At 61.4% G+C, this 25,439-nt stretch carries 25 protein-coding genes; 14 read left to right on the plus strand and 11 right to left on the minus strand.

Going from position 1 to position 25,439, the window contains the following annotated elements; genetic code table 11:
- Nucleotides 1–8: 8 nt before the first annotated feature.
- Nucleotides 9–998, minus strand: coding sequence for an LLM class flavin-dependent oxidoreductase (locus tag ACSW29_RS09065; RefSeq protein WP_448277423.1), 990 nt, complete (start codon nucleotides 996–998; stop codon nucleotides 9–11).
- Nucleotides 999–1,217: 219 nt separating this feature from the next.
- Here ACSW29_RS09065 and ACSW29_RS09070 point away from each other — a divergent pair, with 219 nt between their 5' ends.
- Genes ACSW29_RS09070 through ACSW29_RS09085 form a run of 4 tightly spaced genes read left to right on the plus strand, consistent with a single transcriptional unit; the run spans nucleotide 1,218 to nucleotide 4,512 of the window.
- Nucleotides 1,218–1,859, plus strand: a complete 642-nt coding sequence (locus ACSW29_RS09070; RefSeq protein WP_448277091.1) for a SipW-dependent-type signal peptide-containing protein — start codon at nucleotides 1,218–1,220, stop codon at nucleotides 1,857–1,859.
- Nucleotides 1,860–1,881: 22 nt separating this feature from the next.
- Complete coding sequence (locus tag ACSW29_RS09075) at nucleotides 1,882–2,484, plus strand: hypothetical protein (protein WP_448277092.1); 603 nt, start codon at nucleotides 1,882–1,884, stop codon at nucleotides 2,482–2,484.
- Between the two features lie 10 nt (nucleotides 2,485–2,494).
- Nucleotides 2,495–3,103 carry a signal peptidase I gene (locus tag ACSW29_RS09080; protein WP_347871501.1) on the plus strand — a complete coding sequence of 203 codons (609 nt, stop codon included), beginning with the start codon at nucleotides 2,495–2,497 and terminating at the stop codon, nucleotides 3,101–3,103.
- Entirely contained in the window at nucleotides 3,100–4,512 is a 1,413-nt protein-coding gene (locus ACSW29_RS09085; RefSeq protein ID WP_347871500.1) for a hypothetical protein, read from the plus strand. The genes ACSW29_RS09080 and ACSW29_RS09085 overlap by 4 nt, the downstream gene beginning before the upstream one ends.
- Here the strand turns inward: ACSW29_RS09085 and ACSW29_RS09090 are convergent, their stop codons facing one another.
- The 6 genes from ACSW29_RS09090 to urtA are packed head-to-tail and all read right to left on the minus strand — an operon-like array spanning nucleotide 4,513 to nucleotide 10,031.
- Nucleotides 4,513–5,202, minus strand: coding sequence for a GntR family transcriptional regulator (locus tag ACSW29_RS09090; protein ID WP_347871499.1), 690 nt, complete (start codon nucleotides 5,200–5,202; stop codon nucleotides 4,513–4,515).
- 1 nt (nucleotide 5,203) lies between these two features.
- Nucleotides 5,204–5,896 carry an urea ABC transporter ATP-binding subunit UrtE gene (urtE, locus tag ACSW29_RS09095; protein WP_050656708.1) on the minus strand — a complete coding sequence of 231 codons (693 nt, stop codon included), beginning with the start codon at nucleotides 5,894–5,896 and terminating at the stop codon, nucleotides 5,204–5,206.
- A 3-nt stretch (nucleotides 5,897–5,899) separates the two neighbouring features.
- Nucleotides 5,900–6,736 carry an urea ABC transporter ATP-binding protein UrtD gene (gene urtD, locus ACSW29_RS09100; protein WP_003941545.1) on the minus strand — a complete coding sequence of 279 codons (837 nt, stop codon included), beginning with the start codon at nucleotides 6,734–6,736 and terminating at the stop codon, nucleotides 5,900–5,902.
- Nucleotides 6,733–7,839: an urea ABC transporter permease subunit UrtC gene (gene urtC, locus ACSW29_RS09105; protein ID WP_448277093.1), complete on the minus strand. Its 1,107-nt coding sequence runs from the start codon at nucleotides 7,837–7,839 to the stop codon at nucleotides 6,733–6,735. The genes urtD and urtC overlap by 4 nt, the downstream gene beginning before the upstream one ends.
- Nucleotides 7,836–8,720, minus strand: a complete 885-nt coding sequence (urtB, locus tag ACSW29_RS09110) for an urea ABC transporter permease subunit UrtB (protein ID WP_095970422.1) — start codon at nucleotides 8,718–8,720, stop codon at nucleotides 7,836–7,838. Before urtB ends, urtC begins: the two co-directional genes overlap by 4 nt.
- 54 nt (nucleotides 8,721–8,774) lie before the next feature.
- On the minus strand, nucleotides 8,775–10,031 hold the full coding sequence (urtA, locus tag ACSW29_RS09115) for an urea ABC transporter substrate-binding protein (protein WP_019744446.1): 1,257 nt from the start codon (nucleotides 10,029–10,031) through the stop codon (nucleotides 8,775–8,777).
- 267 nt (nucleotides 10,032–10,298) lie between these two features.
- On the opposite strand from urtA, the gene ACSW29_RS09120 reads away from it, so the two are divergent.
- The 9 genes from ACSW29_RS09120 (at nucleotide 10,299) to ACSW29_RS09160 (ending at nucleotide 19,664) form a co-directional block, all read left to right on the plus strand.
- Entirely contained in the window at nucleotides 10,299–11,066 is a 768-nt protein-coding gene (locus tag ACSW29_RS09120; protein WP_133728568.1) for a TetR/AcrR family transcriptional regulator, read from the plus strand.
- A gap of 126 nt (nucleotides 11,067–11,192) precedes the next feature.
- Complete coding sequence (locus ACSW29_RS09125) at nucleotides 11,193–12,377, plus strand: ABC transporter substrate-binding protein (protein WP_448277094.1); 1,185 nt, start codon at nucleotides 11,193–11,195, stop codon at nucleotides 12,375–12,377.
- Nucleotides 12,378–12,392: 15 nt separating this feature from the next.
- On the plus strand, nucleotides 12,393–13,268 hold the full coding sequence (locus tag ACSW29_RS09130; RefSeq protein WP_448277095.1) for a branched-chain amino acid ABC transporter permease: 876 nt from the start codon (nucleotides 12,393–12,395) through the stop codon (nucleotides 13,266–13,268).
- Between the two features lie 68 nt (nucleotides 13,269–13,336).
- Nucleotides 13,337–14,296, plus strand: a complete 960-nt coding sequence (locus ACSW29_RS09135) for a branched-chain amino acid ABC transporter permease (RefSeq protein WP_448277424.1) — start codon at nucleotides 13,337–13,339, stop codon at nucleotides 14,294–14,296.
- Nucleotides 14,293–15,066 (plus strand): ABC transporter ATP-binding protein, encoded by a 774-nt coding sequence (locus ACSW29_RS09140; protein WP_046378188.1) that lies wholly within the window; start codon nucleotides 14,293–14,295, stop codon nucleotides 15,064–15,066. The genes ACSW29_RS09135 and ACSW29_RS09140 overlap by 4 nt, the downstream gene beginning before the upstream one ends.
- Before the next feature lies 1 nt (nucleotide 15,067).
- Entirely contained in the window at nucleotides 15,068–15,772 is a 705-nt protein-coding gene (locus ACSW29_RS09145) for an ABC transporter ATP-binding protein (RefSeq protein ID WP_124567899.1), read from the plus strand.
- A gap of 9 nt (nucleotides 15,773–15,781) precedes the next feature.
- On the plus strand, nucleotides 15,782–17,422 hold the full coding sequence (locus tag ACSW29_RS09150) for a class I adenylate-forming enzyme family protein (protein WP_448277096.1): 1,641 nt from the start codon (nucleotides 15,782–15,784) through the stop codon (nucleotides 17,420–17,422).
- 68 nt (nucleotides 17,423–17,490) lie between these two features.
- On the plus strand, nucleotides 17,491–18,510 hold the full coding sequence (locus tag ACSW29_RS09155; RefSeq protein WP_448277097.1) for an alpha/beta hydrolase: 1,020 nt from the start codon (nucleotides 17,491–17,493) through the stop codon (nucleotides 18,508–18,510).
- A gap of 131 nt (nucleotides 18,511–18,641) precedes the next feature.
- Entirely contained in the window at nucleotides 18,642–19,664 is a 1,023-nt protein-coding gene (locus ACSW29_RS09160) for an alpha/beta hydrolase (protein ID WP_347871492.1), read from the plus strand.
- A gap of 9 nt (nucleotides 19,665–19,673) precedes the next feature.
- On the opposite strand, the gene ramB is transcribed toward ACSW29_RS09160, so the two are convergent.
- The 4 genes from ramB to ACSW29_RS09180 all read right to left on the minus strand — a co-directional run bounded on the left by ramB (nucleotide 19,674) and on the right by ACSW29_RS09180 (nucleotide 23,548).
- A complete protein-coding gene (gene ramB, locus ACSW29_RS09165; protein WP_230816883.1) occupies nucleotides 19,674–21,086 on the minus strand; it encodes an acetate metabolism transcriptional regulator RamB in 1,413 nt (470 codons plus the stop codon).
- Between the two features lie 124 nt (nucleotides 21,087–21,210).
- Entirely contained in the window at nucleotides 21,211–22,470 is a 1,260-nt protein-coding gene (gene fmdA, locus ACSW29_RS09170; protein ID WP_019744435.1) for a formamidase, read from the minus strand.
- 81 nt (nucleotides 22,471–22,551) lie between these two features.
- Nucleotides 22,552–22,839 (minus strand): FmdB family zinc ribbon protein, encoded by a 288-nt coding sequence (locus tag ACSW29_RS09175; RefSeq protein WP_230816884.1) that lies wholly within the window; start codon nucleotides 22,837–22,839, stop codon nucleotides 22,552–22,554.
- 79 nt (nucleotides 22,840–22,918) lie between these two features.
- The gene (locus ACSW29_RS09180; RefSeq protein ID WP_448277098.1) at nucleotides 22,919–23,548 is read right to left on the minus strand and encodes a serine/threonine protein kinase; all 630 of its coding nucleotides are present in this window, start codon (nucleotides 23,546–23,548) and stop codon (nucleotides 22,919–22,921) included.
- A gap of 514 nt (nucleotides 23,549–24,062) precedes the next feature.
- Here ACSW29_RS09180 and aceA point away from each other — a divergent pair.
- The gene (gene aceA / locus ACSW29_RS09185; RefSeq protein WP_003941533.1) at nucleotides 24,063–25,352 is read left to right on the plus strand and encodes an isocitrate lyase; all 1,290 of its coding nucleotides are present in this window, start codon (nucleotides 24,063–24,065) and stop codon (nucleotides 25,350–25,352) included.
- Nucleotides 25,353–25,439 lie beyond the last annotated feature (87 nt).

The raw sequence follows: 25,439 nt of genomic DNA on the forward strand, positions 1-25,439 counted from the left end.
CCGGCAGCTTAGGCGGGCACCAGATCGCTCACGTCGGCGAGGAGTTCGAACGTGCGCAACCAAGCCTCGCGGTTGGTACCGGTTGACACCGTGATCAGCTCGTCGGCCTGCGCGTGCTCGGTGAACTCGTCGAGGTAGGTACGCACCTCCGTGGGCGTGCCGATGGCGCTGTACTTGGTCATCTGAAGAACCTGCTGACCGGCGGGGGAGTCGAGCAGCATGTCCGCTTCGTCGTCCGTGAACTTGCGTCCGCGTCCGAGAAGAAGGCTGACACGCGAACGCTTGGCCGCGAGGAAGTCCTGCTGGGCCTGCTCATGGGTGTCGGCGGCGATGACGTTGACGCCGGCGATGACGTACGGCTCCGCCAGTTGCTCCGACGGCTTGAACTCGCGTCGGTAGATCGCAACGGCATCGCGCAGGGCGTTGGGAGCGAAGTGTGAGGCAAATGCATACGGCAGGCCGAGCATCGCGGCGAGCTTGGCGCCGAAGAGTGACGATCCGAGGATGTAGAGCGGAACGTGAGTGCCCTTGCCGGGAACGGCGTTGATTCCGGGGACGCGCGAGGTGTCGCCGAGGTAGCCCTGAAGCTCGAGTACGTCCTGCGGGAAGCTGTCCGAAGAACTCGGGTCGCGTCGCAGTGCCTGCATCGTCTTCTGATCACTACCGGGTGCGCGGCCGAGACCGAGATCGATGCGACCCGGGTGCAGTGTCTCGAGGGTGCCGAACTGCTCGGCGATCGTCAGCGGTGCGTGGTTGGGGAGCATGATGCCCCCGGCGCCGAGGCGGATTTTACTGGTGTTCGCGGCGACGTGGCTGATCAGGACGCTGGTTGCCGAAGAAGCGATGGAACCCATGTTGTGGTGCTCGGCGTACCAGATTCGCTTGTAGCCCCACTCCTCGGCACGCTGCGCCAACGTCACGCTGGCGTCGAAGCTGTCTTTGGCGGTTTCGTTGTCGCCGATGTGGGCGAGGTCGAGGATGGAAAGTGGGACGGCCATGAATGTGGTGCCTTTCTCAGCGATCAGAACGCAAGTGTCGTTGGAAGGTGCAACCATCTGGCCGGCTTTCCTATTTCCCCCTGGTCAGCGCCCACGGATGGCGGTGAAGGCGTCAAATCTTTGTCTCAATTTCGGCCATTTCGGATATTTCGGGTGAAAGCGGGGGCTAGATTTCCCGAATCGGAGGTTCTTTCGCATTCACAGTGAATCGAGACCAGCATGGCCACTGATCGGAAGGCTGTAAACAGGCGCAAAGTACGTGCACTGCTTGCCGGAGGACTCGTCCTCGGTATCGGCGCCGCCGTCACCTTGGCAGCGTGGACGGACAACGTTTTCGGCGACGCGCAGTTCCAGACGGGAAGTTGGAATCTCCAAGGCAGCTTCGACGGACTGACGACCTGGGGCGAGTACCAGGTCGATGCCTCCGCCGGCCACTTCACATTCAGCACCGGATTCGCAGCGCTCTCGCCTGGGACGACGGTGTATGCGCCGGTAGCGCTACGGATCGGTCCCGCAGCCAGCACACTCGGTGCGACGGTACAACTGCTCGGTGCGACCGGCGGCGATGCCGTACTCAAACCTGCCCTGCGGTATTCGGTGTATCGAAATGTCCCGTCGGCGACTTGCACTGCGGCCGGTATCGGATCAGGTATCGCGTGGGTGGGCACGACAGCCAGTCCGGTGGCCTTGACGGCAGGTTCGGGCTCGGACGTCACCTTGGCCGGTGGCGCAGCGGGTCCCGGGACTCCGGTCGAACTCTGCTTCGCGGTCACGCTGCCTGCCGGAGTGGACCCCTCGATCGTGTCGGGCCAGGACACCGGGCGCTTGCTCTGGCAGTTCACCGGCCAGTCCACCCCCTGACGCCTGCGTGGTCACACGGAGAATGCGTCAGGTGTACGCACTGGCGGCCTCGGGACTCGTCCTGGGTATCGGTGCAACTACCGTGGCCGCCAGTTGGGTGGACAGCACGATGGGCGATGCATCGTTTCGCACCGGAACATTCGGAATCGAGTCGAACATCGGCGGCGGATGGTCGTCGCATTCGTCCAGCGCCCCTGGGGTTTTCACGTACACGCCCTCGGCGCTCCTGATACGCCCCGGTGCGTTCTCGTACGGCCCGGTCTCCCTTCGAACAGTGCCGGCCTCGCCGGCAGCATCCGTCACTCTGCAGGCGGCCACGGTTGCCGGCGACTCCACTCTGGCGTCGGCGCTGCGGTATCGGGTGGTCAAGTCGACCACCTGTGATGCGTCAGCCTTCTCCACGGGAACACCACAATTCGTAGTGGGAAGTGCGACGGTGTTTCCGTCGCTCTCAACTGGTTCCGCAGCCGGGGCCATCGCGCTACCCACCGGTGGAGTGTCCCCGGGAGCTCCGGTGGCGCTGTGCTTCGAGATTTCATTGCCCGGGACCTCGGCCAATTGGAGCAACTCGGCGTTGATCGGTAAAACGGCAACTCCCACTTGGCAGTTCAGTGCAACACCCTGAAGGAGCTGCAATGCCAACACGTGCCCGGGCAACACATGCCAGGACGAAGAAGCGTTCGGTCCCGACGATCATCGGGGACTGCATCCTTCAGGTTCTTGCAGTCGGTGGGGTCATCTGTATCGCTTTGGTGGTCTGTGCCTTCGCCTTCGACATCACGCTGATCATGTTCAAGACGGGCTCCATGTCGCCGACCATTCCGACCGGATCTCTGGCAGTTGTGCGTGAAGTGCCTGCGGATTCGGTCGGGGTGGGCGACGTCGTCACCGTCGATCGGGGAGTGTCCGAACTGCCGGTGACCCACCGGGTCGTCTCCGCTCGTACCCAGGACAACGGCATCACGATTCTCGATCTCAAGGGTGATGCCAACGCCTCGGCTGATCCCGCGGTTTACGAGGTCACCACGGTTCGGAAGGTGCTCTGGCACGTTCCGGGACTGGCGCGGGTGATCGTCTACTTCTCGAATCCTCTTGTTCTGGGGGCGATCACGCTGACCATGGCCGCTTTGGTGGTAGCGGTATTCTGGCCGCGCACTACCGATGACGACGCTGATGCCGACTCGGCCGACCCGAAAACCGAACCCATTCAGGTTCTTCTACCGCCGGGGGGCGGTAGGCAATGAAGCGTCGCCACCTGTTCTCAGTCATCGTATTGGCAGTTGCGGTAGTGCTGGGCTCCGGATTTTCGGCTCACCCACTTCTGGGCGAGACCGAAGCGGCGTGGACCGACTCGGAGTACGTGACCGGCCCGATTTCCACCGGAACCTGGACAACAAGCGGGTACGGCAGATCGACGTCGGGCAAAGGAACGGCGACCGGCGGATTGATAACTCTCGGAGGAAATCTCGGCGGTTCGTTGATCGAACATCCGACCGCGCAAACTCAACTCGCGCCGGGCAAAACCACGGGGACCGTTTCGTTGGCGGACAACTCCGGTGTATTGCTGGGGTTGCCCGCACTCAGCCGCACTGGTAGCGCCGTTCAGTGCGCCGCGTATCTCGTAGGAGCGTCGGCATCGACCCCATGCGGGGCGGCCGGGTCGGATGCGGACGCGGAAACTACATCTACATTGGGTTTGCAATTGAATCTGGTTTCGGTACTGGGGATCACGTTGATACCGGCGGACGCGATCACGAGCACGAGCGTCAAGACAAACGCACGCTGTGCGAGTACGTCGGCGGCTACTGACCAGCCGACGGGAACCGTGAAAGTCGGCGGCGCCACGGTTGCCATCCCGGCGGTGGGTGCAAACGGTTCGGCCACGTCGACGTCGCCGACTACTGCAACCTTCGTGATGGCGAATGTCCCACTGCTCGCGCGGGTAGAAGCGCGCTTCTCGAACATCAAGGTCACCAGTACCCGAGCGGCTTCCGGTTCCGCGCCTTTTGTCGCGTCTTCGACTGTTTCAGTGAGCTTCACTGTTGAGGCCGTAACTGTCGCATTGTCGATCTTGGGTGAAGGGCTGGTCACAGTGATCCTGGGATCGACGAACATATCCGTCAATCTGTCGGCCGCTCAGTGCGGGCTTGATTCTTCACCTCCGGTGACGCCGCTGAGCCTTGTCACCGGACAGGCAGCGCGAGTCGCCGAGCCGACACCGACAACAGCGACAGCTGTTCCCGTGACCACCACGCCGACTACGGGAACGACGACGCCTGAACCTACAGCGGCCACAACCACCACCGCGGCAACAGCCACCACGCTGCAGACAAGTCCACCGCTAACCACAACACCCGTCACCACAACGTCCGTCACCTCGACTCCGGCGGACCCAATCGGGACGGTAATCCACGGGCCCGTCGGTTCGAGTATCTCCGCTTTCACCACAGATGACGGACTCACCTGCGAAGTTGTGCCTGATGTGGACTACGCGGGCGAAGTCGCCGTCGAATGCTCTGATGGCACAACGGGTACGGTCCCAGGCTCTGAACTCGGTCCGAAGCCAACCGTACCGGGGGAGTCTCTGCTGATCCCCCTGACGAGAGACCACGTCACCGAAGTCGTGACCCTCGAGTCAGCGACACGAACCTGATCAATTCCGCACGGCATTCGCCATAGCGGCCAACGAGAGGGCTTGCCGAGCGCGGTCGAGTACGACCGCGCGAGAGATGTCGATGTGCGATACCAGTGCCTCGTGCGCTTGCGGAATCTTGCCGTCCAGAACCAGTTCGACGACGGAGATATGTTCCTCCACGGTGGCCTTCATACGGTCGGGAGTCAGGTAGTCGAACATCCTCACGGGGCGCAGCTTCGAGTTGACGGCCTGAAGAGCGTCGACCAGTGCGTGGTTGCCGGACGAGGCGAGGAGCGCAATGTGAAACTCCTCGTCGAGAGTCACGAAACCGGCGTCTGGCGACGGCATCTGTTTGCGAAACGCGTACCACCGGTCCAGTTCGGAACCGAGCGCGTCTTTGTCATGGACGGGGGCTTCACCATCGAGTACCCGCCGAAGTCCGTGCACCTCGAGGAGTGTGCGCAGCTCGTAGAGGCCACCCAACTCGTCGAGGTGCGGTCGGTACGGAAAGAGGCCGTGTTCGTCGCGTTCGACGAGCCCGTCGGATTCCAACTTTGCGAGCGCCTCGCGGACCGGTGTTCGCGAGACGCCGTAGAGATGAGCCAACCGCTCCTCGCCGAGTCGTTCGGATGGCGCGATCTGACCCGACATCAGATCGTTCCGGATCGACCGGTAGACCTGCTCGCGCAGCGGCGGCCGCACACTCATGTCAGATTGCCATCGCTCGACGAACCGCATCGGTGGACGTGGTGCCGCCCTCACCGGTCGAGGTCACGTGTCCGGCCGCGAGGATGCTGTAATGCTGTGCTGATTGGAGCGCGAAACCGATGTGTTGCTCCACGAGGAGGACACCGAGATCGCCTCGCTCGGTGAGTTCCATTACGGTTCTTTCGATTTCGGCGACCACGTTCGGCTGAATGCCCTCGGTCGGCTCGTCCAGGATGAGGATCTTGGGTTCGGTGATCAGTGCGCGAGCGATCGCAAGCTGCTGTCGCTGCCCACCGGAGAGAAGCCCGGCCCGTCGATCGAGCAGCGTGGTGAGTGCTGGAAACAGATCCAACGCCTCTGCGATGAGTGCCTTTCCGCGTTTGCGCCCGTCGGCGACGACCCGAAGATTCTCGGCAGTTGTCAGTTGTCCGAACGACTGCTGACCCTGGGGTACGTAGGCGAGTCCGCGAGCGACGCGGGCGCTCGGCCGTAGACCGGTGATGTCCTCACCGTTCAGAAGTACCTTTCCCCGTGTGGGTTTGATCAGTCCGACGGCGGCGCGCAGCAAGGTGGTTTTACCTGCACCGTTGTGACCCATGACTGCCGCAACCCCGTCGCTGGGAACCAGCAGGGAAACGCCGTGGATCACTTCGGTACGTCCGTAGCCGGCGCGGATGTCGACGAGTTCGAGCATGATTCAGTCCTCCGGGGTCGGTTCGGTGTCGGCGCCGAGATCTGTTCCGGCAGCGGCTGTGCCGAGGTAGACCTCTTGCACCTTGGGGTCGGCTTGTACCTCCGCCACAGTTCCTTCGGCAAGCACTTTCCCAGCGGCGAGCACTGTGACGGACGTGGCGAAGGATCGCATGAAGTCCATGTCGTGCTCGACTACGACGACGGTTCGTGCACCGCCGATGCGCCGCAGAAGGTTCCCGGTCTCCTCGCGCTCCTCGAGGCTCATGCCTGCGACGGGCTCGTCGAGCAGGAGCACGGAACAGTTCTGTACCAACAACATTCCGATTTCGAGCCACTGCTTCTGTCCGTGCGCCAGAATGCCCGCGGCGGTGTCCCTGAGGTGCTCCAACCCGGTTGTCTCCAACGCCTCTTCGATCTCGGGAAGCACACCTTTGCGTTTTCTGAGCAGGTTCCACGGTGATCGGCCGGCTCCGGCCGCGATATCGAGATTCTGCAGCACCGAGAGCTCTTCGAAGACGCTTGCCGTCTGGAAGGTTCGCCCGACGCCGAGGCGGGCGATCTTGTGAACCTTCTTGCCGAGCAGTTGCTCGCCGGACTTCGTGATGGAACCCGTCGCGGGAACGAGTCCGGTGATGGCGTCGACCAGCGTTGTCTTTCCAGCCCCGTTCGGGCCGATGAGAAACCTCAGGTCGCCCTGCATGAGGGTCAAGTCGACGCCGTCGACGGCCTTGAAACCGTCGAAGCTGACCGAAAGATTCCGTACTTCGAGGTACTCGGACGACATTCCGGCGTTGCCGCCCAGTGCCGGTGTGGGTTCGCTGGTGGCGGTTGTGTTGGTCATGACGACACCTCCACTGGTTCGGGTTGGGAGACCTTGACCGGTGGGTCGGCCGGGGTCTCACGCTTCTTGCGGTGGCGCATCAGGGTGAACAATCCGGCCACACCTGCCGGGAAGAATCCGACCACGACGATGAACATCAGCCCCTGAGCGTAGATCCATCCCGATGGGAGTTTCTCCGAGAATGTCGACTGTGCCCATGCGACGCCGATCGCACCGAGTACCGGACCGAGAAGCGTTGCGCGGCCGCCGATCGCGACCCCGATGAGGAAAGCGATGGACGGGACGATCCCGACGTCGGCGGGGGAAATGATGCCCACGATCGGAACGAACAGCGCGCCGGCGATACCGGCAAGGAACGCCGCGGTCACGTAGGCGACCAGTTTGATGTTCGCCGGATCGTATCCGAGGAAACGTACTCGCTCCTCTTGATCACGGACGGCGACGAGGAGTTCGCCGTATCGGGAGTTCATCAGCTGGCGAATGAGAGCGACCGACGCGAGAAGAACTCCGGCAGCGATGAAGAACAACATCTGTTTGTTCGCCGGATCGTTGAGATTGAAACCGAAGAACGTACGAAAACGGTTGAGGCCGTTGCTGCCACCGATCGACTGCTGGCCGATCAAGAGGATTGCAAAAGCCGCGGCGAGTGCCTGCGAGAGGATCGCGAAGTACGCGCCCTTGACTCTCCGCTTGAACACACCGAGTCCGAGGAGAAAGGCAACAGCGGCCGGCAGGAAAAGGATGGCGAAGATCGCCACGAATGGCGAGGCGAACGGTTGCCAGTATCCCGGCAGTTCTGTTTTGCCGGCGATGGACATGAAGTCCGGGACCGCGTCACCCTTGAGTTCGGCATCGGCGATCTTGAGGTGCATCGCCATCACGTAGGCGCCGATCCCGAAGAACACCCCCTGGCCGAGCGTGAGCATTCCACCTCTGCCCCAAGCCAAACCGATACCGACAGCGACTATGGCGAAGCACAGGAACTTGGCCAACAGTGACAGCCTGAAGTCCGAGAGCGCAGCCGGAGCGACGGCGAACAGCACGATGGCGGCGAGTGCAAAACCGCCCCACACCCGAATTCGGGAATTGTTCAGGATGCTCATACGAGGCTCCTCGTCTTGACTGCGAACAGGCCCTGTGGCCGGACTTGAAGGAAGACGACGATGATGACGAACACGATCACCTTCGCGATCGACGCCGTCGTCGAGTACTCGATGAACGAGTTCAAGATGCCGAGGGCGAAGGCTGCGATCACAGCTCCCTTCATCTGACCGAGACCGCCGACGACAACAACCAGGAAGGCGTCGATCAGATACGACTGGCCGATGGTCGGGCTGGTGGAACCGATGAGCGTCAACGCGACACCCGCGACGCCGGCGAGTCCGGATCCGAGGAAGAAGGTCGTGATGTCCGTACGACGAGAAGAGATTCCGCTCGTCTCGGCCAGATCGCGATTCTGTACGACGGCGCGGATGCGTCTACCCATCGACGACTGCTTCAGCGCGACCGAAAGCGCGATCACCGCAGCGATCGCCAATACCAGAATGAAGATTCGTGTCTTCGGGACCACGGCGCCGAAAATGTCGACCCCACCCGAAAGCCAAGTCGGTGCTGAAACATTGACTGCCGGCGCCCCAAAAATGTCTCGTGCCAACTGCTGAAGGATCAATCCGACGCCGAAGGTCACCAACAGAGTGTCGAGGGGGCGGTGGTACATCCGCGATACCAGGACAACTTCGAGCACGACACCCATCAGTCCGCCGACGACGAAACCGACGAGCAGAGAAATGATCAACGATCCCGTTGCATTCGAGATCACCTGCTGCACTACGTATGCGGTGTACGAGCCGGCCATGATGAACTCGCCGTGTGCCATGTTGATGACACCCATCTGCCCGAACGTGAGAGACAATCCCAACGCTGCCAACAGGAGAATCGATCCGATACTCAAACCCGTGAACAACTGTCCGATCACAACATCCATGACAGACGCTCCACCTCTCTACTCGTCGATTCCGTCAATTCCGCCTTTCGTTGATCAGCTGCCGAGTCCCTCGGCCCAGGGGTAGTTCTTCAGGTACGGATCCGGCTCGATCGGCTGTCCCGAATCCCAGACCGTGTAGATCAGTCCGTCGGAACGGATTTCGCCGATTCGGGCAGTCTTGGTGATGTGGTGGTTGTCGCCGTCGATGGTGACGAGTCCTTCGGGTGCCTGGAAGGTCACACCGTCGGCGTTGTCCTGAATATCCTTGACCGCAAACGAGTTGGCCTTCTCGACGGTGTTCTTCCAGAGGTAGACGGAGGTGTATGCCGCTTCCATCGGATCGGACGTGGGCTTGTCCTGGCCGAACTTCGCCTTGTACGCCTCGACGAACTTCTTGTTCTCGGGGGAGTCGATTGTCTGGTAGTAGTTCCACGCCGTCAGCTGGCCTTCGACGTTCTGGACCCCGATTCCGCCGACCTCTTCCTCCGCAATGGAGACGGAGACGACGGGCATGTCGGCGGGCTTCAGGCCGACATTCGAGTATTCACGGAAGAACGCAACGTTGGAATCGCCGTTGAGTGTGTTGAACACGGCATCCGCGTCGGCAGTGCGGACCTTGTTCACGATGGTGGAGAAGTCGGTCGAACCCAGCGGCGTGTAATCCTCGCCCTTGATCTCGATTCCGTTCGCTGCCGCGTACGCCTTGATGATGCGGTTCGCGGTCTGAGGGAACACGTAGTCGCTCCCGACCAGATACAGCGACTTGACGCCCTTCTCCTTCAGGTAATCCAGAGCGGGGATGATCTGCTGGTTGGTCGTTGCACCCGTGTAGAAGATGTTCTTCGAATCTTCCAGTCCCTCGTACTGGACCGGGTAGTAGAGCAAAGAGTTGTTGTCCTCGAACACCGGCAGCATGGCCTTACGGCTCGAGGAGGTCCAGCCACCGAAAACTGCTGCGACGCAATCGCTGCTGATCAGTTTCTCGGCCTTCTCGGCGAACACCGTCGGCTCCGACGCGCCGTCCTCTGCCACGATCTGGATCTTCTTGCCCAGCACACCGCCGGAATCGTTGATCTCCTGCACCGCCAACGAGATGGAGTCGCGGACCGTCACTTCACTGATGGCCATGGTGCCCGAGAGTGAATTCAGGGAACCGACCTTGATCGTGTCCCCCGAGGTGTCGACGCACGACGTAGCCGTCGAATCTCCCGATGCGGTGTCTGTCGCCTTGCTTCCGCAGCCGGTGAGAACCAAGCCCAGCGCGGCGAGAGCGGCCGGCGCGGCAAGGGTGCGCTTCGAGAAGGTTCGCATGTACGGGCCTTTCGTGTCGATGGCTCTGGCAGACAATGGCTCTGACAGATCTGTATCCGGAGTGCGTATACAACGCTGTATTCGTCGAGTGCACAGAGTAGGTGGAAGTTGTTGCGGTGGAATGACTGTCGGTGACAAGTGTGTGTCCGGTGTTTCGATTGGATGTCCAGGACCTCACACCGCAGGTCAGCGAGGGTGCGGTGTTAGCATCGACGAGAAATTGATCAAGCACTCGCTTGACGATCGGAACGTCGGAAGGATCTTCTCGTGCGCTCGACCCGACGGGACGAAATACTCGCTCATGCGGCCAAGCTGTTCAGTGAGCGGGGAATCGCCGCGACGACGGTACGCGACATCGCCGACGAAGTCGGGATTCTCTCCGGCAGCCTCTACCACTACTTCGACTCCAAGGATGCGATAGCCAACGAGATCGTCGTCCGGTTTCTCGAAGACCTCAACGTCAGGTACGAAGACTCGATCGAGCCGGGAGGTTCGGCCCGAGATCGCCTGGCAACGATGGTCTCGGTGTCTTTTGCCTCGGCGGTGGATCACCCGTATGCCACGGAGGTCTATCAGGGAGAAGCCATACTTTCGTCGCAACCGGCGGACGCGCCCATCACCATCCTGGTTCAGAAGGCACACAGCTACTGGCGATCGGCTATCGCTCGCGGAATTGCCGACGCGGAGTTTCGGGAAGACATCGATCCCGAACAGTTTCACCGTCTCCTGCGTGAATCCGTCTGGTCCACCGTCGCGCAGTATCGCCCTCAGCTGTCCGAGTTGGCGGATGATCTTCAGCGCAATCTGATTTCGGTTTTCCTGGACGGCTTCGCCGCACGTTCCGTCGACGGCGAGCCGGTGGCACGCATTGCGCGGCGCACGGCGAAGAAGGAAGCGCAGACCGTATCTCCTGCCTCCGAATTTGCCGAACTCCGTTCGGACTCCCAAATGGCCGAACTCCGTTCGGACGTCGACGAATTGAAGTCCGTCATTCGCGAACTCAGCTCCTCGATCCGGCAGCTGCAGAAGCCGTAACAACGCAGTTCCTGCGCGTGTAGTTCGAATTTTGACTATCGGTGTGACCCAGTGCATACTTCTGTCCACACTCGTAAATCAAGCGCTTGTTTGATTTACCAAGCATGGTTTGGACGGGAGATTGATGTGAGACTCGGAAAGGCGATTGCCGTCTGCGCGGCAGTGGTTCTCGGGGCGAGCGCGTGCGCATCTGCCGGTGTCATTCCCGAAGACACCATCGTCATCGGTTTGGACGAAGACTCCACCGGGCCCGGTGCGTCGTACAGCACGATCGCCGGCAAGACCGTGCGTATGACTGTCGACCTGATCAACCAGGCCGGCGGAATCAACGGTAAGCAGGTGGAATTGGTTGTCGAGAATGACGAGAGCAGTCCCACCAAGACCCCGTCGATCATTCGGAAGTTGGTCGATCACGGATCAAGTGCGGTCATCCTCGCCACCGGCAGCGGGTCGGTGCTGCAGGCCAAGTCGATTCTCCAGCAGTCGAAGATTCCCGCGATAGCTCCGGTCGTTCTCAGCGACGCCTTTGCCTCGGCGCCTGACAACGACTACTCGTTCATGATTCCGAACTCGTTGAAGCAGTACGCCCAGGTGTACTGCGGGGCTTTCGAGAAGATGGGGTACAAGTCCCTGGGAATTCTCGGTGATGCGAGTGCGTCCATCGACGGAATCATCAAGACCCTGCGGCCGGCGCTCGAGAAGTGCGCGAGAGTGACGGGCGTCGAAAAGGCGCCGGTCGATGCCGCGGACATCACCGCACAGGTCTCACGTCTCGCGGAAACCGAACCGGACGCGATTCTGGTCGCCAGTATCGGCGGGCACTTCGAAATCCTCGCGCACAACACCTTGTCGAAGATCACCCCGCAGACGCAACGCTTCTCACTCGCTTCCATCGGAAACCAGCCCGCATCTTGGGCTTTGGCGGACCCGAAGGCGTTGAGCGGCATGGTGTACATGGGCTCGCTCAGTGAGTACAACCCGAGAACCACCGAACTGCGTCGCAAGGTGCAGGCGGTGAAGGGGCCTGATTATCAACTGACCGCCTACGACGCACAGGCGTACGACGCCGTCATGATGTTGGCTGAGGCCATCGAGATTGCCGGCGACCACCGAGATCGAACGGCCGTTCGTGATGCTCTTCAACAGGTTTCGGCACTTCCCGCCAGCTTCGGCCAGGACGGATTGACACTGTCGTTCTCCTCGCAGGATCACCTGGCTCCGGACAGCCTCTGCGGACTGGTGCTCGTCGAATTCGGTGAGGACAACAAGCCGGCCCATCCGTGGGATTCCTACCAACCCCCGTGCGGATAACCGAGGAGCCTTGACATGACAGACGCACAACTGTGGTTCGCAGCCATCGAGATCGGTGCATTCTTCTCACTGATAGCCCTCGGAATGTATCTCGTGGTGGTCGGCGCCGATTTCTTCAACTTTGCGATGGGCCCGTACGCGATGGCTGCGGCCATGGCGTCGAGTTGGGTCGCGATCAATTACGGGCTCGCTCTCTGGATTGCCATGCCGCTGGGGATCGCGGTAGCGGTGGCGCTGTCGATCTTGACGGAAAAGCTTGTGGTCAAACAGGTTCAGAAGCGTTCGGGTCGTGGGGAACTACCGGCGTTGGTGGCGGTGACCGCAGTACTGTTCGGGATCCAGCAGCTCGCCGGCACTGTCTTCGGCCGCACACCACTTCCCGGGCAGAAGATCGTCGACTTCGATCCGATATCGGTGCTCGGTGCGACCGTCGACAGTTCGACCGTTGTGCTCGTCGTCGGAACTGCTCTGATCTTCGTCGGTATCGGACTGTGGCTGAACCGGTCCACGTCGGGCCGTCTGCTCCGCGCCGTCGGCGACAGTCCGGATGCTGCCCGCGTCCTGGGCTTGCCGGTGGATCGGGTACGCCTCATCGCGTTCACCCTCGCGGGTGTGATCGCCGCGGTCGCCGGACTTCTGTTCGCTCCCAAGGCCGGTGTTCAGTTCACGAGCGGTCTGTCATGGACGCTGACGGCATTCATCGCACTCGTCATCGGTGGTACCGGCCGGAGTTGGGCTCCGCTGATCGGCGGAATGGTGTTGGGCGTCGTCCAGGTGTTCGCCCCGTACTACTTCGGTGCGAGTGCTGCTCAAACCGCGATTCTGCTGATTGCACTGGTGTTCTTCGCTTTCCGTCCGGAAGGCCTGCTCTCGAGGAAGGTTCGCGTCTGATGGCCTCGCTTTCTACCAGTCCGCTCACGTCAAGTCCGCCCACTTCAGGTGGCGGTTCCCGGGCGAGAATGCTCGCTGTGTCACGGGAAGCTCTGATCACCGTGGCAGTGGTTGCCGCCGTGCTGCTGTGGATGGGGCCGAGTCTGTACCGGCAGGATCTGGTGTTCCTCGCTGCGACGTATTCGCTGATCGCACTTGGCATGTACGTGCCATTCGTGCTCGCGGGATCACTGTCGATGGCGTACAGCGCGTACGCCGCGATCGGTGCGTACGCCGTTGCGCTGATCTCTGTTCGGACCGGGTTGTCGATGTGGTGGGGATGGATTCTCGGCGCCCTCGCCGCCGCAGCGGCCGCAGTGCTCCTCAGCTTGGCGACGCAGAAACTCTCCGGGTTCTACCTCGCCGCGGTCACTTTGTTGTTCGGTATCGCTTTCGAGCACTGGCTGATCGACGGGCCGAGCTTCACCGGAGGTTCGGCCGGGATCTCGGGTGTCGAGACTGCGACGATGTTCGGTTGGGAGCCACCGCGCTACGCGTTGGTCGTGTTCGCGATCTTGTTCGTGTGTGTTATCGCGGTCGCTGTCGATCGACTCCGGAAATCGGTGTGGGGTCTGATGTTGCAAGCTGCCCGCGACAATCGCAATGTCGCACGGTCTTCCGGCGTCAATCCCGCTCACCTGACCGTCGTGGCGCTGGCGATCGGTGCCGCCATCGCGTCGACCGGCGGATCGCTGTTCACCGTGTCGGTGCAAGCTGTCACTCCTGAAACATTCACTCTCAGTATTGTTTTCCTCGCGATCTTCATGCCGATCATCGGTGGTCGCGGTTCCGCGTGGGGTGCTCCGCTCGGTGCACTGATCGTGGTGATCGTGACGCTGAACATGCCCGGGTACCAGGGAAGCGGTGAACTGCTGCTCGCCGGAGCCGTCCTGGTGATCCTCATCGTCGCGCCTGGTGGGGTGATCGGGTGGAGTCAGAACGTTCTGGGTCGAATGAACCGTCTGTACAAGGAGCGTGGCAATCGATGACTCGGCTACTCGAAGTGAGCGGGCTCCACAAGTCCTACGGCGGCGTCCGCGCTGTCGACGATGTCTCGTTCAGCGTCGGACCGGGAGAGGTGATCGGACTGGTCGGCCCGAACGGGGCAGGCAAGACCACACTGGTGGACTGCATCTTCGGTACACAGCAAGCAGATTCCGGAACCGTCGCGCTCGCGGGTGCTGCCTTGACCGGGCCGTCGGAGCGCCGTGCACGGCAAGGGCTCTCGCGCACGTTTCAACATCCGCAGCTCGCGGCGGAACTCGACGCCGTCGACAACATCATCCCGGGACTGTACGGACACAAGATCACCTCACCTCTGCACTCGCTGTGGTGGGCGATCAAAGGACCGTTCGAGAACTGGGACCGGACAGCACAGCGGGCCCGGGAGATTGCTGCGCGATACTCGGTCACCGACGTCGAGAGTGCTTGCGGGGATCTCAGTTTGGGCGCGCAGCGTCTGGTCGAGGTGGCGCGGGCGATGGCGACCGAACCCGATGTTCTCCTGTTGGACGAACCGTTTGCCGGCGCGGATCACGACGGCATCGCTGCAATCTCCGGTGCCGTGCGATCGATTGCAGCGCAGGGCAAAGGAGTAGTCCTGGTCGATCACAACGTCGATCTCATCGCGGCGCTCGCCACCAAGATCGTGCTGCTCAATTTCGGATCAGTGGCGTTCTACGGACCACCGCAGGAGTGCTTGGCCAGCGACGCGATGCGAGAAGTCTATTTCGGTTCCGAATACGAGGAAGGCGCCTGACATGCTCGAACTCGACAGAGTCACAGTTCGATACGGATCCGCTGTCGCCGTCCGGGAAGTCTCCCTTGTCGCCCCCGCCGGTGAAGTGACAGCGATCGTCGGTCCTAACGGTGCAGGCAAGACCAGCTTGGCGGGATCCATCTACGGCTCGGTTCCCGCCACCGGGACAATCAGATTCGATGGTCGAGAGATCCAGAAATTATCGGCACTGGATCGTGTCCGCAGCGGATTTGCCTACGTTCCCCAAGGCAGGCAACTGTTCATGCGAATGTCCGTTCGCGAGAACCTACGCGTCGGCGCAGACCTGCTGGGATTGAAAGCCGAAGCCGTGGAAACAGCTTTCGAGAGGTTCCCGATCCTGCGTGAACGCTCGGAGAGTTATGCCGGGGTCCTCAGCGGTGGTGAGCAGCAGATGTTGGTTCTGGGGCGGGCCCTTCTGGAAACCCCGAAGGTGTTGCTCCTCGACGAGATGATGACAGGACTGGCACCGAAAATCGTCGCGGAGCTGCGAGCGCTGGTCGGGGGTCTGGCCGCCGAGGGTGTGACCGTCATCGTGACGGAACCGGCACTTACTGCACTGAAATCGGTTGTCGACCGCGGATATGTCATGCAGCGCGGCGAACTCGTCCGCGAATGCGATTCCGCAGCGACACTGGACAACGCGTACAAACAATCGATGGGCGTCCTCAGCGCCGACGGGAGATGATCGACGATCATGCTTGAAACGAAGACACTCGACTTCACCGTCGGTGAATTCGCCACGAATCCGGACCGGTTCGCCGGCGTCAGCATCAGCGAAATGGTCAGGCATTGGTCTGAGACCATCCCGGACGAAACCGCCTTTGTCACTCCGGAATCGAGGGTGTCGTGGAAACAGTACGACGCGATTGCCGATGCGATCGCGTCGGCGCTGGATCTAGCTGGTGAGGGATACGGACATGTAGCCGTGTTGCTCCCCGACACCGCTGTATTCCATGCGGCTCTCTGCGCAGCATTTCGTACCGGCCGCGTCGCCGTCGGAATCGGTTCGCGCTCGGGCATTCGCGAGATCTCTCATCTGATCGCCCGCTCGGAAGCCTCCGTTCTCGTCACCACTCGCACGCTGCGAGGCGTCGATACCGCCGAACTCGTGGCGAGTCTGCGGGCAGAGCATCCCGGACTGGACGTCGTCTTCGCCGACGAACGCGCAGACGTGAGTTTCGAACGCGTGAGCGCACACGGCGAACTCATCTCGTTGCCGGTCGAGCTAAAGCAGTTCCCCGCAACCAGTCCGTGTTTTGTCACGTCAGCTGTTTCGATGCTGAACTCGACCTCCGGCACAACAGGCCTGCCCAAATTGGTGACACAAACCGAGGATCGTTGGGTTGGTTTCTCCGAGATTGCCGCCGAGGCGGCGGCGATCGGTCCGGATGAGGTGTTCCTCGGCGCGGTTCCGGCACCTTTCGGATTCGGTCTCTGGACTTCGCATTTCCTGCCGGCGCTACTCGGTGCTCGTAATGTCGTCATGGAACGCTTCGACGTTTCGGTGATGATCGAGTTGATCGAGCGCGAACGGGTGACTGCTTTGAATTGTGTGAGTACACAATTCAAGATGCTGTTGCGTTCGGAGGCCGCGGAATCGGCCGATCTCTCGTCACTTCGTTTCATGTTCACCGGTGGTGAAGCCGTGCCGTATTCGGAGGCACTGGCCTTCGAACAACGTACCGGGGCGGCAGTCCTGCAGTTCTACGGATCGAACGAAACCGGCGCCGTCTCGGTGACGACGGTCATGGACGATTCCGACACCCGACTGAAGACGTGCGGTCACGTCATCGATCGAATGCAAGTTCGTGTATTCGACGATGCGGCAAAGGAAGTGACCGAAGCCGTCCGTCGAGGTCAGCCTGCGGTCAACGGCCCACTGATGTGCCAAGGGTACTGGGGTGACGCCGATGCGAACGACGAGTTGTACACCGACGACGGTTGGATGCTTCTCGGCGACATCGTCGAGATCGACGAGACAGGACGGGTGCGTGTGGTCGGACGAAAAGCCGACATCATCATTCGAGGCGGCAAGAACATTTCCGCGGTCGAAGTCGAGGAGTATGTACGCGCGCACCCTTCGGTGGAACTGGTCGCCGTGGTGGGAGTCGACGATCCGCTGTTCGGTGAGAAGGTCTGTGCGGTCGTCGTGTCCGCTGATAGCGATCTGAGTTCGGAGGACTTGACCGCCTGGCTGCAGAGCCGAGGAGTGACCCGCGAGTACATACCCGAGTACGTGATGACGGTCGCCGAATTGCCGATGGCGGCCGGCGGCAAGGTAGCCAAGGGTGAAGTCACGGCGCTCGCGCAGAGGCGGATCGCAGAACTCAGCTGATCGCGCCTGGCGGTATCGGCTTCGCGTTACGCTGATCCGGACATTGTGCCGAGAGTGAGGGAAACCCGATGACGAACCCTTCGCCGCACCGATGGCGCAAGCGAGCACTGTGGACTCTCGGGATAGTGATAGTCCTTGTCGGAGCCGTGGTTCTAGCTTTTGTACTGAGCCCGAGACCCGGCGCGCTCACCGTGCGCTGGGTCTTCGATCGTGATGCTGTGAAAGTCACCGAGGCTCTCGAGAAGCACGCCCCCGAAGGCGTCGACTCGATCAAGGACCAGCAGTACCGCGCCGATGACGACGACGCATACCTGGACGTCTACTTTCCCGCAGCGACGACGACCGCATTACCTACGGTGATCTGGACTCATGGCGGTGCCTGGATCTCGGGAAGCAAGTCCAACTACGCGCCGTACTACGAGTTGCTGGCCTCTCGTGGCTACACCGTTGTGTCCCTGGACTACTCACTCGGACCTGAGCATCACTATCCGACAGCGGTGCGGCAGCTCAACGACGCTCACGCGTACGTCGTTGCGAATGCGGAACGGCTGCATGTTGATCCGACGACGGTCGTTCTCGCCGGTGATTCTGCGGGAGCGCAACTCTCGAGTCAGCTCGCCACTCTCATCACTGATCCCGCGTATGCGAACCGTGTGGGCGTGGTCCCGTCGCTGCGGCCGGATCAGTTACGTGGAGTAATCCTGAACTGTGGAATCTACGACGTCGGGAACATGGTCGGCGGACCCGGCATCATCGGGTGGGGGGTTGATCGGTCCCTCTGGGCGTATACCGGCGTGCGTGACTTCATGAGTACCGACGCAGCGGATCAGATGTCGACCTTGAACTACGTCAGCGCTCAATTTCCGCCTGCCTACATCAGCGGCGGCAACGCGGATCCTTTGACAGATTCTCAGTCGAAACCGTTGGCTGACAAATTGACGGGGTGGGGAGTTGCGGTCGACACACTGTTCTATCCGGCCGATCACGTTCCGGCGCTCGGTCACGAGTATCAGTTCGATCTGGACAATGCCGACGGTCTCACTGCCCTCGATCGCACGGTTCAGTTTCTCGACGCACACACCCGCTAGTTGTCGGATGATGGTGAACCACTGGCAAAATGGTCATTTCAGACAAAGCGCCGCGGGTGTGTTGCCGGGGAATTCTCGACTAGTCCTTTTGGTCTAGCCTGGGTGAATCCGATCCGACCCCAGGAGTTGTTGTGCGCGCGTCTTCCCCCGACAGACGGCGAAGGCGCATTGTCGGAATCGCGGCGGTATTCGTCGTCATTCTGCTGTCCGGGGTAACCGCGGCACTCGTCAGTCCGTGGCCGGGAGTTCTCCTCGTACGGTGGATGTCAGCGGGTGGCTCCGAAGCGACTCACGCACAACTCGACAGGCATGCACCGTCAGGAATCGTCTCGATTCTCGATCAGTCGTACCGCGACGGCGACGACGATGCGCAACTGGACGTGTACTACCCGTCGGAGTCCACTTCGGCGCTACCGACGGTGGTCTGGGTGCACGGCGGTGGCTGGGTATCGGGATCGAGAACTGATGCCGACGGTTACTACAAACTGTTGGCAAATCAAGGTTTCACTGTGATTTCGGTGGACTATTCACTGGGGCCGGAGGCGTATTACCCCACCGCCGTGAATCAACTGAACGACGCGTATCGATTCATTGTGAGCAATGCGGACAGGTTGCATGTCGATTCGAACAATCTCTTTCTTGCGGGAGATTCGGCAGGCGCGCAGTTGTCCAGTCAGTTGGCGACGGTCATGACCAGCCCTGACTACGCGTGGGAAATGGGTGTGGAACCGGCATTGCGTCCCGAGCAGATACGCGGAGTTGTCCTTGACTGTGGGGTCTTCGATCTGAAACCGCTACTGTCGCAGGGGAAGTACTTCGGTTGGGGCGTCGACAAGCAATCGCTGTGGGGATACCTCGGAAGGAGGGACTTCGACGGGTCGACTGCAGTGGGTCAGATGTCGACACTCGGGCATGTCACCTCGACCTTTCCAGCGACGTTCATCACCGGCGGAAACATCGATCCGCTGACTGCCAGCCAGTCGAAACCCATGGCAGAACGGCTCGCCGGTCTGGGCGTCGAAGTAGACGCACTGTTCTACCCGGACGATCACGAGCTTGCACTGGACCACGAATATCAGTTCGACCTCGATACCGTGGACGGGATGATTGCGTTCGATCGCACAGTCGCGTTCCTTCGCAACCACGTGAGTTAGTCAGTGCGCTCAGCGAATCACGTACGGCGAAATCGAACTCCGGTGCTCGCTGATATCGAGGTCTTTACCCAACGGGGGGAAGGCACGCTGCGGACAGTTGAGGCGTTCGCAGACGCGGCAGCCCGAGCCGATCGGCGTTCCCGGATTCGACTCGTCCAGATCCAGACCGTCGCTGTAGACGAGTCGGTGGGCGTGTCGAATCTCGCATCCCAATCCGATGGCGAAGATCTTTGCGGGCTGTCCGTATCGAGCCGCTCGACGTTCGACCGTGCGCGCAACCCAGAGGTATCGGCGGCCGTCGGGCATCTGCGCGATCTGGGGCATGATCTTGCCCGGATATGAGAACGTTTCGTAGACGTTCCACAGCGGGCACGTACCGCCGCTGGTGGAGAAGTGGAATCCGGTGGCGGACTGACGCTTCGACATGTTTCCGGCACGGTCGACACGTACGAACATGAAGGGGACCCCGCGAAGTTTGGGGCGCTGCAGGGTCGAGAGGCGGTGACAGATCGTTTCGTAGCTCGCGGAATAGAAGGCAGACATGCGCTCGATGTCGTAGCGGAAGTCCTCGGCAACCTCGTGAAACTGGCTGTAGGGCAGCACGGTGGCCGCGGCGAAATAGTTGGCCAAGCCAAGCTTCGCTAGGGAGACCGACGCTTCGCTGGTGAAGTTGCCCTCGGCCACCAACGAGTCGAGCAGCTCGCCGTGTTCGAGGTACGCGAGTTCTGTCGCGAACTTGAAGACCTGTTGCCCGCCCGAGAGCCTTGCGGAGATTTCCAGCACCCTGGTGTCGGGATCGTAGCGATGAAGTATGTTCTCGCCCAAGTCGACTCGTCGAACGATCTGCACGTCGTGGACGGACTCGAGACGTCTGGCGATCTCGCCGGCGACGTCGCCACGGTGAAAGCGCATTCGGGCGGTGAGTTCTTCGGCTGCGGTGTCGAGATCGTGGATGTAGTTCTGTCGCTGATAGAAGTAGTCGCGCACTTCCTCGTGCGGCATGGTGATCGAACCGCTGCCACTGCCGTCCGAGAAACGGTCCTCCGTCGCTGCGGCGAGCTGGGCCGTCGTGTTGCGGAAGCGGCGATGCATGTTCACCATCGCCTTGGCGAGGCCGGGGTGGGTGGAGACCATCTCCGCGATTTCGTGGGCGTCGGCGTCGATGCCCATCTCCTGATCGAGGGCAACTTCACGCATTTCCGCGATCAGGCGTGTGTCGTCCTGTGGGGAGAAGAAGGTGGTGTCGACACCGAAGACTTCACTGATTCGCAGGAGGACCGGCACGGTGAGTGGCCGGACGTCGTGCTCGATCTGATTGAGATAGCTTGCCGAGATCTCCAGCGTCTTGGCCAGCGAAGCCTGACTCAACCCACGCTCGGTCCGCAGTTGGCGGAGCCGGACACCGACAAAGGTTTTCGACATTTTCCCAGGATACGAGCGACGGTCCGGCTTCGCAAAGGTGGGTTCGCAGTCTTCGCACAGGGGCTCCGCCCCCGTGAGTGGTTGAGGAGCCTTGGCACTCCATAACCACTCACGGGCCGAAGGCTCAGACCCTGTTCTCCGAACGAGGGGCGCCGATTCCGGGATCGATCTGGAACGGTCCGCTCGACGACGGTGCGAGCGGGAAGTCGAAGATCGCGGTCGGGAGATACACCGTCGAACACGAGTTGGGGATATCCACGACACCCGACAGACGGCCCTCGATCGGTGCCGCACCGAGTAGCAGGTACGCCTGCTCTGGCGCGTACCCGAATTTGGTCAGGTACTCGATCGCGTGCAGGCACGCACGCTGGTACGACAGATGTGAATCCAGGTACTTCTGCTCGCCGTCCAACGTGACGGACGTGCCCGAGAATGCAAGCCACTCGGAATACTGCGGATCCGTGTTGCCCGGCATGAAGATGGCGTTCTCGGAAACACCGTAGGTATCCATTCCACCCTTGATGATGTCCACACGAAGATCGATGAAGCCGCCCATCTCGATGGCACCGCAGAAAGTGATCTCACCGTCGCCCTGAGAGAAGTGAAGATCGCCGACCGACAGATTCGCACCGTCCACGAACACCGGATAGAAGATTCGGCTGCCCTTGGTGAGGTTCTTGATGTCCTGATTTCCGCCGTTCTCGCGCGGGGGAGCGGTGCGAGCCGCCTCGCCGGCCACGCGTGTGTACTCGTCACCGGTCAAGGTTCCCAGAACGGCATCGCGGGGCTCAGGCGGAAGCGCAAGCGGGGGAACCCGATTGGGGTCGGTGGCAATCAAGGCACCCTCGCGGGCATTCCACTTGGCGAGCAAGGCTGCCGACGGAGCCGTGCCCATGAGTCCTGGGTGGACGATGCCTGTGAACGAGACGTGCGGAATGTGACGTGACGTCGCCGTTTGTCCGGAGAAATCCCAGACAGCCTTGTACGCGTCGGGGAACTGTTCTGTGAGGAAGCCGCCGCCGTTGTTCCGGGGGAAGATGCCTGTGTACCCCCAGCCTTGGCCGGCCAACGGACCAGAATCCTCTTGGGGGATAGGACCGATATCCAAGATGTCGACGATCAGCAGGTCGCCGGGCTTCGCGCCTTCGACGGAAAAGGGGCCGGACAGCGTGTGGACCGTGGTCAGTGGCGCATTGAGAATGTCGTCGGCGGAGTCGTCGTTGTGGATTGCGCCGTCGAACCATTCGCGGCAATGGACACGAAACGCATCACCGGGTTTCACCGTCACCGCTGCCGGGATGTCCGGGTGCCACCGATTGTGGCCGACGATCGCCTGGTCGGTGAATTTCTTGGCGGAATCGAGTGGAAACAGCAGTTCAGGCATATGCACTCCTCATTCTCGAAGAAACGGAAAACTCGTGGCGGCAGGACTTTCGTGTCGGATCGTGACTTGCGGCGAGGGTGCTCAGGGGCGAGGCAGCTTGCGGTGCAACGGATTGGATGTGGTCGGGGCAGTTTTTCGGCCGCGGCCAGGTAGTGACCCACTGACCACGGCAGGCTCGTGAGCCGATCGAGCAGTGCTGTCCAGCAGACCCATCGCGGCCGACGACGCGTGACTCAACCGGGGAGACGAGACCACCCGCTTGGACTCGAGACTGCACTGGGGGCAACTGATCGACTGGGGCACTTCGGCCATCGCGAACGACCGCTCGAGTGGGCCGCAGCCGGTACAGCGAAACTCGTACAGGGGCATGCGGTCACGCTATCGGAGGATCCGTCAGTGCGACACTGGAACGACAAGCGCCGGGTTGCTACCGCCGCAAGTGTGCACGTCAGCGGAGGTACACAACTGCGTTGTCTCCGCCGGTGCAGGTGACGATGCCGGAGGCCACCTTGCACGCCATCGTGTACTCCTTGCCGGTCACCGGACTACGTGCGGAAACCGTGCTGGATCGACCGGCGGCACCGGAGTTTCCGTAGGCGATCCGAACTGCCTCGGCAAACTCGCACGATGTCTTACCCCCGCTGGTCGCGGACTCCTTGTAACTTCCGGCAGGCTGCCTGCCGGGGCAGGCGGACGCGCCTGCCGGGAAGTTCGCGGCGCGTGTGGTCGTCGGGGATGTCGTGCTGGGAGCAGTTGTCGTGGCACCGGTGGTGCCGGGTGTGTTCGCGGCGGTGGTGGTGTGGGCGGCTCCACCGGCTGTCGAATTGGGGACGTCCTTCGGCCACAGAACCCATGCAAGCCCGCCGAAGAGAGCCAACACGGTGATGACACCGATGATCGATACCGGAATCACCCAGCCGGGTCGTCGTGGCGGCGGATTTCCACGTGGCGGACCAGGCGGGAATCCCTGCGGTGGGGGATAGGACTGCGGCGCGGCCCGGTATCCCAACTGCGGCGGTTGAGGCCCGGATTGCGACCATGCCTGGTTGTTCGGTGGCTGCTGATAGTTGTCCGGCACAGCTTTATCGCCCGTTCAGTGGTGTCGAGGGCGTCGAACGACAAGTCATGGTTCGACAGCATATGGCCGGCGAACGGGTTGTCGGGGGCTTTGCGAGGCCTCGATCTCGGGAAAGTGCTCGCGCGAATGCTGTTGCGATGGAGTGATTGCGGTCACTTGCGGGCAATGAAGTTGACTCCGAAGTAGCGGACAGGCCCGTTCCGTGCGCTGCGCGAACAGGCGTAATTCACTAGCGGCGGAGTTGAGTGCATTTCGTTCACAGCCTGCGGTTTCATTACTACTCACCAGTACGGAACCTGTCCGAATGGGTAGTGCTCGCCGTGTAGGAATCTTCACAGACTTAGCAAAGTGTGTTGAAAAGGTAGCGAAGATTGGCATTAGCAACAGGTAGACGGCACTTTTTCGATGTGCCATTCTCGGTAAGTACACAAGAAGGGCCTGGCAAGTATGTGAAGTAGTACGCACGTACTGCTCACAACAGGCCGGACCAGCAGATCAAAGAGATGGAGTCTTGATGTCGACCACCGGCACCCCGAAGACCGCAGCTGAGCTCCAGCAGGATTGGGACACCAACCCTCGCTGGAAGGGCGTTACTCGTAACTACACGGCCGATCAGGTCGTCAAGCTCCAGGGCACCGTCGTCGAGGAGCAGACCCTCGCTCGTCGCGGATCCGAGATCCTGTGGGATCTCGTGAACAACGAGGACTACATCAACTCCCTCGGTGCACTTACCGGCAACATGGCTGTGCAGCAGGTTCGCGCCGGCCTGAAGGCCATCTACCTCTCCGGTTGGCAGGTTGCCGGCGACGCGAACCTCTCGGGCCACACGTACCCGGACCAGAGCCTCTACCCGGCCAACTCGGTTCCGACCGTCGTTCGTCGCATCAACAACGCACTGCTGCGCGCCGACGAGATCGCCAAGACCGAGGGTGACACCTCCGTCAGCAACTGGCTCGCTCCGATCGTTGCCGACGCCGAAGCCGGCTTCGGTGGCGCTCTCAACGCTTACGAGCTGCAGAAGGCCATGATCGGCGCCGGCGCTGCCGGTGTCCACTGGGAGGATCAGCTCGCTTCGGAGAAGAAGTGCGGCCACCTCGGTGGCAAGGTGCTCATCCCCACGCAGCAGCACATCCGCACCCTGACCTCGGCTCGCCTGGCTTCCGACGTTGCGGACGTTCCGTCCGTCATCATCGCCCGCACCGACGCTGAGGCCGCAACCCTCATCACCTCCGACGTTGACGAGCGTGACCGCCCGTTCCTCGACGGAACCCGCACGGCTGAAGGCTTCTACGGCGTCAAGAACGGCATCGAGCCCTGCATCGCTCGCGCCAAGGCTTACGCACCGTACGCAGACCTCATCTGGATGGAGACCGGCGTGCCGGATCTCGAGGTTGCAAAGAAGTTCGCCGAGTCCGTTCGCAGCGAATTCCCGGACCAGCTCCTGGCCTACAACTGCTCCCCTTCCTTCAACTGGAAGGCGCACCTGGACGACGCGACCATCGCGAAGTTCCAGAAGGAGCTCGGCGCAATGGGCTTCAAGTTCCAGTTCATCACGCTGGCCGGCTTCCACTCGCTCAACTACGGCATGTTCGACCTGGCCTACGGCTACGCCCGCGAAGGCATGACGGCATTCGTCGACCTGCAGGAGCGCGAGTTCAAGGCTGCTGAAGAGCGTGGCTTCACCGCCATCAAGCACCAGCGTGAGGTTGGCGCCGGCTACTTCGACACCATCGCCACCACCGTTGACCCCAACACCTCGACGGCAGCTCTCAAGGGCTCCACCGAAGAGGGCCAGTTCCACTAAGAACTGACTTCGGGTGGGGGAGAGGCTCGGCTTCGGGTCTCTCCCCTGCTTGTATCACCGATCTACTTTCTCTCGTCTTCAAGGCAG

Source organism: Rhodococcus sp. GB-02, from assembly GCF_053470465.1.

What these genes read in the sequence shown, in the direction of transcription:
- ACSW29_RS09135 (WP_448277424.1), top strand. Translation starts at nt 13,337, where the DNA reads ATGCTCGCTGTGTCACGGGAAGCTCTGATCACCGTGGCAGTGGTTGCC.
- urtB (WP_095970422.1), bottom strand. Translation starts at nt 8,720, where the DNA reads ATGGATGTTGTGATCGGACAGTTGTTCACGGGTTTGAGTATCGGATCG.
- ACSW29_RS09085 (WP_347871500.1), top strand. Translation starts at nt 3,100, where the DNA reads ATGAAGCGTCGCCACCTGTTCTCAGTCATCGTATTGGCAGTTGCGGTA.
- aceA (WP_003941533.1), top strand. Translation starts at nt 24,063, where the DNA reads ATGTCGACCACCGGCACCCCGAAGACCGCAGCTGAGCTCCAGCAGGAT.
- ACSW29_RS09075 (WP_448277092.1), top strand. Translation starts at nt 1,882, where the DNA reads ATGCGTCAGGTGTACGCACTGGCGGCCTCGGGACTCGTCCTGGGTATC.
- urtE (WP_050656708.1), bottom strand. Translation starts at nt 5,896, where the DNA reads ATGCTCGAACTCGTCGACATCCGCGCCGGCTACGGACGTACCGAAGTG.
- ACSW29_RS09065 (WP_448277423.1), bottom strand. Translation starts at nt 998, where the DNA reads ATGGCCGTCCCACTTTCCATCCTCGACCTCGCCCACATCGGCGACAAC.
- urtD (WP_003941545.1), bottom strand. Translation starts at nt 6,736, where the DNA reads ATGACCAACACAACCGCCACCAGCGAACCCACACCGGCACTGGGCGGC.
- ACSW29_RS09150 (WP_448277096.1), top strand. Translation starts at nt 15,782, where the DNA reads ATGCTTGAAACGAAGACACTCGACTTCACCGTCGGTGAATTCGCCACG.
- urtA (WP_019744446.1), bottom strand. Translation starts at nt 10,031, where the DNA reads ATGCGAACCTTCTCGAAGCGCACCCTTGCCGCGCCGGCCGCTCTCGCC.
- ACSW29_RS09175 (WP_230816884.1), bottom strand. Translation starts at nt 22,839, where the DNA reads ATGCCCCTGTACGAGTTTCGCTGTACCGGCTGCGGCCCACTCGAGCGG.
- ACSW29_RS09080 (WP_347871501.1), top strand. Translation starts at nt 2,495, where the DNA reads ATGCCAACACGTGCCCGGGCAACACATGCCAGGACGAAGAAGCGTTCG.
- urtC (WP_448277093.1), bottom strand. Translation starts at nt 7,839, where the DNA reads ATGAGCATCCTGAACAATTCCCGAATTCGGGTGTGGGGCGGTTTTGCA.
- ACSW29_RS09130 (WP_448277095.1), top strand. Translation starts at nt 12,393, where the DNA reads ATGACAGACGCACAACTGTGGTTCGCAGCCATCGAGATCGGTGCATTC.
- ACSW29_RS09070 (WP_448277091.1), top strand. Translation starts at nt 1,218, where the DNA reads ATGGCCACTGATCGGAAGGCTGTAAACAGGCGCAAAGTACGTGCACTG.
- ACSW29_RS09145 (WP_124567899.1), top strand. Translation starts at nt 15,068, where the DNA reads ATGCTCGAACTCGACAGAGTCACAGTTCGATACGGATCCGCTGTCGCC.
- fmdA (WP_019744435.1), bottom strand. Translation starts at nt 22,470, where the DNA reads ATGCCTGAACTGCTGTTTCCACTCGATTCCGCCAAGAAATTCACCGAC.
- ACSW29_RS09155 (WP_448277097.1), top strand. Translation starts at nt 17,491, where the DNA reads ATGACGAACCCTTCGCCGCACCGATGGCGCAAGCGAGCACTGTGGACT.
- ramB (WP_230816883.1), bottom strand. Translation starts at nt 21,086, where the DNA reads ATGTCGAAAACCTTTGTCGGTGTCCGGCTCCGCCAACTGCGGACCGAG.
- ACSW29_RS09140 (WP_046378188.1), top strand. Translation starts at nt 14,293, where the DNA reads ATGACTCGGCTACTCGAAGTGAGCGGGCTCCACAAGTCCTACGGCGGC.
- ACSW29_RS09090 (WP_347871499.1), bottom strand. Translation starts at nt 5,202, where the DNA reads ATGAGTGTGCGGCCGCCGCTGCGCGAGCAGGTCTACCGGTCGATCCGG.